This window comes from Phytoactinopolyspora endophytica, from assembly GCF_004138495.1.
Taxonomy (GTDB): Bacteria; Actinomycetota; Actinomycetes; order Jiangellales; family Jiangellaceae; genus Phytoactinopolyspora; species Phytoactinopolyspora endophytica.
Window position 1 is genome coordinate 14,659 of sequence record NZ_ML142860.1, and the last position, 5,253, is coordinate 19,911.

Below are 5,253 nucleotides of genomic sequence, written 5' to 3' on the forward strand. Positions count from 1 at the left end.
ACGAGCCGGAAGCGTGGGCGCCGCGGCGGGCACGGCGCGGGACACACCGCAGCCTCACGAGGTGACCGTCATCGACCCACGGGAGGCCGTCTTCACCCCGGTGGAGATCTACACACGCCCCCGCCCACGGCAAGACCTCGCCGCGTTGATGCAGCTGCGCAAGCTGCTGGTGGGAGCCGACGTAGTGCACGCACATGGCTTCCGGGCCGCCGCCTTGACCGGCCTTGCACTGGGCCGTCGCCGGGAGGGTCGAACGCCTCTCGTGGCCACGTGGCATAACGCCGTCCTCGGGAGCACGTCGCGTCGATTGTTGTTGACCGGACTGGAACGCCTCGCGGCCCGGCGAGCGGACGTGACACTGGGTGCGTCATCCGACCTGGTCGGGCGTGCTCATGCGCTCGGTGCGCAGGATGCGCGGTTGGCCCCGGTCGCGGCACCGGCCATGCCACCGCCCGAGAAGGGCCGAGAGCAGATGCGCGCCGAACTGGGCGTCGGTGACCGGCCCGTCGTGCTGGCGATCGGCCGTCTGGCGCCGCAGAAGGACTATGACACGTTGCTCGCCGCAGTCGCTCGCTGGGGACGGCGGGCGCCGCAACCGGTGGTGCTTGTGGCGGGCGACGGTCCTGAGCTGGATCGGCTTCGGCGAGACGCCGACAATGCCCGGATCGAGGTGCGCTTCCTCGGACGTCGTGAAGACGTCGCCGACTTGCTGGCCGCCGCGGACGTCTATGTCATCACATCGCAATGGGAGGCGCGCGCGCTGGTCGTTCAGGAGGCCATGCGTGCCGGCGTCCCGGTGGTCGCCAGCGCCGTGGGCGGGCTCCCAGAGCTGGTGGACGACGATGGGATCCTCGTGCCGGCGGGGAACGCCGCCGCGGTCTCTGATGCCGTGGTCGCTCTTCTCGATGATGCCGAGCTGCGGGCCGAACTGGGCGAGCGTGGGCGGCGACGAGCGGAGCACTGGCCGGACGAGGATGCGACCGCCGAGCAGCTGGCGGGGATCTACGCGGATCTGGCCGGCGTCAAAGCGCGGTAGCGCCGCCACAACCGACAGCGATTCCGGTCAAGGAAGGCTTCATCTGCTTCGTTCTTCACCATCTGCCATCTGTTCGGCCCGTTTGCCTGCACCGACACCTGAGATCGATGGAATAAGCGCTGGACAGAGATAAGACATGGCTATCTTGATCAAATCTGAGTAGTCTGTGCTCATGTATGAAAAACTGCTCACCCTCGAAGAGGTTCGTGAGGTATTGAACACTTCCTCGGCGCAGGTCTACGCACTCGTCCGCAGTGGGGCGCTACCGGCCATGAAAATGGGTGGTCGTGGTCAGTGGCGGGTGGAGAAGAGCCGGCTCGACGAATACATCGAACGTGCGCACACAGAAACCGCAACGTGGGTCAAGAAGAACCCGATGGCTCGGGCTGACACTGAGGTGGACGCGTAGCCGCTGTCGCGGCCTGCCAGCGGGCCCGTGGTGATCTTGGCGATCCGCAGTCTGAGGATGAGCCGATGGTTCGGCCGATTCTCAGGCATACGTATCCCAAGATCACCACTGCGGCTTGCCCATCCCCAGTGCAATGCAAAGAACGGTAGACCCTTCCGGGGGAATCATCAACGTGGAAACTGATCGAATCGTCCGGCAGTCACCCGGCAGTTGAGCTTCGACTGCCGCCGTCGCACGTAGCTGCGCCCAGACGCCAGTTGTCGATGGACTCGGTCGACACTTCCTGGTACGGACAAGTCGGCTGCGGAAGAGGGGATGTCGGGGCGCATTTGTCTGTTTGGCTGATTCTGTAGCAGATTGCGGTAGATGCCCTAAGTGCGGTTGCGGTGCTGCTGCTCGAGAGGTGCGATGAAGTTCCCCTTGGCCGGCAGCGTGACCACGAGTTTACGTTCGCGGAGCTCGTCGGTGGCACGCCGGACCGTACCGATGGAGACGTCGTACTGCTCCGCAAAGTCACGTTCGCCGGGCAGACGTGAGTTCGGTTTGAGGTGCTGGGCCTCGATCAGCTCTGCAAGGAAATCCGCAAGCTTCAAGTACAGGTAGCCAGGGCCGCCGGCGTTGGGGTCGAACTCCGGAACACTCATGGCATGCAACTTAGAGGTCGGCATGGCCGGGATCTGCGTTCCAGGACGGCGGTGTACGCCGAGCCGCGGCGGAACGCTGTGTTCTGTGGTCGTGGTGTTCGGGTCAGCCCTTGGGTGTCCTCCATTCGGAGTGTGAGCGTGGGATGAGTCCAGATCCAACGCGGCCTTTTCCGGCATGTCGTGACGCGCCGCACCGCGGGACTGTTAGGCTGGAGGCCCGTGGGAAATGAGCCAGCAAAACACGTCTTCGTCACTGGAGGCGTCGCCTCCTCCCTCGGCAAGGGGCTAACGGCCTCTTCTTTGGGCAATCTGCTTACGGCGCGCGGTCTGCGGGTCACGATGCAGAAATTGGACCCCTATCTCAATGTCGATCCCGGAACGATGAATCCGTTCCAGCACGGCGAGGTCTTCGTCACTGATGACGGCGCCGAGACTGATCTGGACATCGGGCACTACGAACGCTTCCTCGACCGCGACCTCACCCGCTATGCCAATGTCACCACCGGCCAGGTGTACTCCGATGTGATCGCCAAGGAGCGGCGCGGAGAGTACCTGGGGGACACGGTGCAGGTCATCCCGCACATCACCAATGAGATCAAGGAGCGCATGCTCGCCATGGGCGATGCGCGCGTGGACGTGGTCATCCACGAGGTCGGTGGCACCGTGGGAGACATCGAGTCGTTGCCGTTCCTGGAGGCGGCCCGGCAGGTGCGCCATGACGTCGGACGGGACAGGTGCTTCTTCCTGCACGTGTCGCTCGTGCCTTACCTGGCTCCGTCGGGTGAGTTGAAGACCAAGCCGACTCAGCATTCGGTCGCGGCGTTGCGGCAGGTCGGAATCACGCCGGACGCGATCGTCTGCCGTTCCGATCGGCCGATTCCCGCCGGTGTGAAGAACAAGATCTCGCTGATGTGCGACGTCGACGCCGAAGCCGTGGTGGCGGCGGTCGACTCGCCGTCCATCTACGACATCCCCAAGGTTCTGCACTCCGAGGGCTTGGATGCCTATCTCGTGCGGCGGCTCGGGCTTGCCTTCCGCGATGTCGACTGGACTGCGTGGGAGAACCTGCTGCGCCGGGTGCACCATCCCAAGCATGAGGTGACCGTCGCGCTGGTAGGCAAGTACGTCGACCTGCCGGACGCGTACCTGTCGGTGACCGAGGCGCTGCGTGCGGGTGGGTTCGCCGAAGACGCACGCGTGACGATCCGCTGGGTGCCGTCGGACGAGTGCGAGACGCCGGCGGGAGCGGCAGCCAGGTTGTCCGACGCCGACGCGGTCTGCATACCGGGCGGGTTCGGTATCCGCGGGATCGAGGGCAAGGTGGGCGCGAGCCTCTACGCCAGAGAGAACGGGATTCCGACACTCGGGCTGTGCCTGGGCCTGCAGTGCATGGTCATCGACCATTCGCGGCATGTGGCCGGGCTTGACAAAGCCAGCTCGGCTGAGTTCGACCCGAAGACCCCGGCTGCGGTCATCGCCACGATGGAAGACCAGAAGGAGATCGTCGCCGGTGGGGGTGATCTCGGGGGCACGATGCGGCTGGGGTCGTATCCAGCAATTTTGGAGCCGGGAAGCATCGTGGGCGAGCTCTATGGGAGTGAACGGGTCTCCGAACGGCATCGTCACCGCTATGAGGTCAACAATGAGTACCGGGAGAAGCTCACCGGTGCGGGTTTGGTGGTCTCAGGGACGTCACCCGACGGCAGGCTGGTGGAGTTCATCGAGCTGCCCCGTGACGTGCACCCGTATTTCGTGGCGACCCAAGCGCACCCGGAGCTGAAGTCGCGCCCGACGCGGCCGCATCCCCTGTTCCGTGGCCTGATTGCCGCTGCGGTGGAACGCCAGCAGGAGACTCAGCTGCCGGTGGATGTCGAGCCGGTCGCCTGAGCGGGGCGGCCGCGTCCGAACAGGCCGGGGTTGCGTCCGGTGGGAGGGAGAGAGTCCCCTCCTCGCCCGCGGCGAGATCGTCGCGGGGCTCCTCACACGCCGATGCCCGAGCCTTCCCTGGAGGGGACTCTCTCCCTCCCACCTCGCCTTGAGCGTTCGGCTTACGGACGGGCCTGGTGGGCGAGGCGTTCGGCGATCGCGGCATGAGTTTCGGCGTTGGGGAGCGGCAGGTCCGCCAGGGCGCGCAGATAGAGGCCGTCGCCGGCGAGTAGCACGATCTGAGCCATGACGGGGTCGGGGATCTTGCGGTGCAGGATCTCCGACCAACGCTTGAAGAAACCCGCGACGAGCTGGCGGGCTTCGGCGGTCGCCACGTCGTTGGTGCGTAGGGATGCCACCAGGGACCACATCAGTGCGGCGTCCGAGCTGCCGGGTACCGAGGCGCGCAGGTAGAACTGGACGATGTCCTCGGCCTGCTCGGCCTCGGCGAACTCTGCCTCCGCGGTCTCGCACATCCGTTCCACGAAGGCGTCGAGCAAGGTCTCCTTGTTCGGGAAGTGGTAGAGCAGCCCGCCTTTCGAGACGCCGGCGGCCTCGGCCACCGACTCGAGAGTCACCGCGTACAGGCCTTCTTTCGTGAGGATCTCCTGCAGAGCATCCAGGATCCGGTCACGGGAGGATGGTCGCGCCATGCGTGTTAGTATACCGTCCGGACGGTATTACTACGCCGTCTGGACGGTGAAGTAATCGGCCGCGCAATCACACTGGGCCGACGTCTTGCAGGACCGCGACGATTTCGCGCACAGCCCGCCTCGGCGAGTGGAGCCGGGTCGGGATGCGCGTGTGGTGGTGTGGCGAGGACGGTCGACGGGTGAGCGCGAAGCCTCGGGTGAGTGGAGTTACGGTGTCGGTCGGGCATGTCGAGGAGGCTGCTCCGCGAGCGGGGCGGCGTGAATGGGGTGCGCTCAGCGTCCTCCTGCTCCCGGTCTTGTTGATCTCCGTTGACGCCACCGTGCTGAGTTTCGCGGTCCCGCACCTCAGCGAGGGCCTGGCTCCGAGTGGTAACCAGTTGCTGTGGATCGTCGACGTCTACTCGTTCATGCTCGGTGGCCTGCTGGTGACGATGGGCACGCTGGGGGACCGGATCGGCCGGCGGCGCTTGCTGATGTTCGGCGCGCTTGGGTTCGGTGTCGCCTCGGCGCTGGCCGCGTACTCGACCTCGCCGGAGATGCTGATCATTGCGCGAGCGTTGCTGGGTGTGGCCGGCGCCACGTTGA

General features: G+C 65.6%; 6 protein-coding genes. 4 read left to right on the forward strand and 2 right to left on the reverse strand.

Going from position 1 to position 5,253, the window contains the following annotated elements:
• Both ELR45_RS21310 and ELR45_RS21315 read left to right on the forward strand, forming a co-directional pair.
• The coding region (locus ELR45_RS21310) for a glycosyltransferase (RefSeq protein ID WP_205856990.1) at positions 1–1,036 on the forward strand (1,036 nt) is incomplete at its 5' end.
• Positions 1,037–1,208: 172 nt separating this feature from the next.
• On the forward strand, positions 1,209–1,445 hold the full coding sequence (locus ELR45_RS21315) for a helix-turn-helix domain-containing protein (RefSeq protein WP_129668163.1): 237 nt from the start codon (positions 1,209–1,211) through the stop codon (positions 1,443–1,445).
• 371 nt (positions 1,446–1,816) lie between these two features.
• Here ELR45_RS21315 and ELR45_RS21320 read toward each other — a convergent pair whose 3' ends face one another.
• Positions 1,817–2,089 carry a winged helix-turn-helix domain-containing protein gene (locus ELR45_RS21320; RefSeq protein ID WP_129668164.1) on the reverse strand — a complete coding sequence of 91 codons (273 nt, stop codon included), beginning with the start codon at positions 2,087–2,089 and terminating at the stop codon, positions 1,817–1,819.
• A 219-nt stretch (positions 2,090–2,308) separates the two neighbouring features.
• On the opposite strand from ELR45_RS21320, the gene ELR45_RS21325 reads away from it, so the two are divergent.
• On the forward strand, positions 2,309–3,976 hold the full coding sequence (locus ELR45_RS21325) for a CTP synthase (protein WP_129668165.1): 1,668 nt from the start codon (positions 2,309–2,311) through the stop codon (positions 3,974–3,976).
• A 161-nt stretch (positions 3,977–4,137) separates the two neighbouring features.
• Here ELR45_RS21325 and ELR45_RS21330 read toward each other — a convergent pair whose 3' ends face one another.
• On the reverse strand, positions 4,138–4,668 hold the full coding sequence (locus ELR45_RS21330; protein ID WP_129668166.1) for a TetR/AcrR family transcriptional regulator: 531 nt from the start codon (positions 4,666–4,668) through the stop codon (positions 4,138–4,140).
• Between the two features lie 212 nt (positions 4,669–4,880).
• On the opposite strand from ELR45_RS21330, the gene ELR45_RS41280 reads away from it, so the two are divergent.
• Positions 4,881–5,253 (forward strand): MFS transporter (locus ELR45_RS41280; RefSeq protein WP_420813922.1); only part of this gene is annotated, 373 nt, incomplete at its 3' end.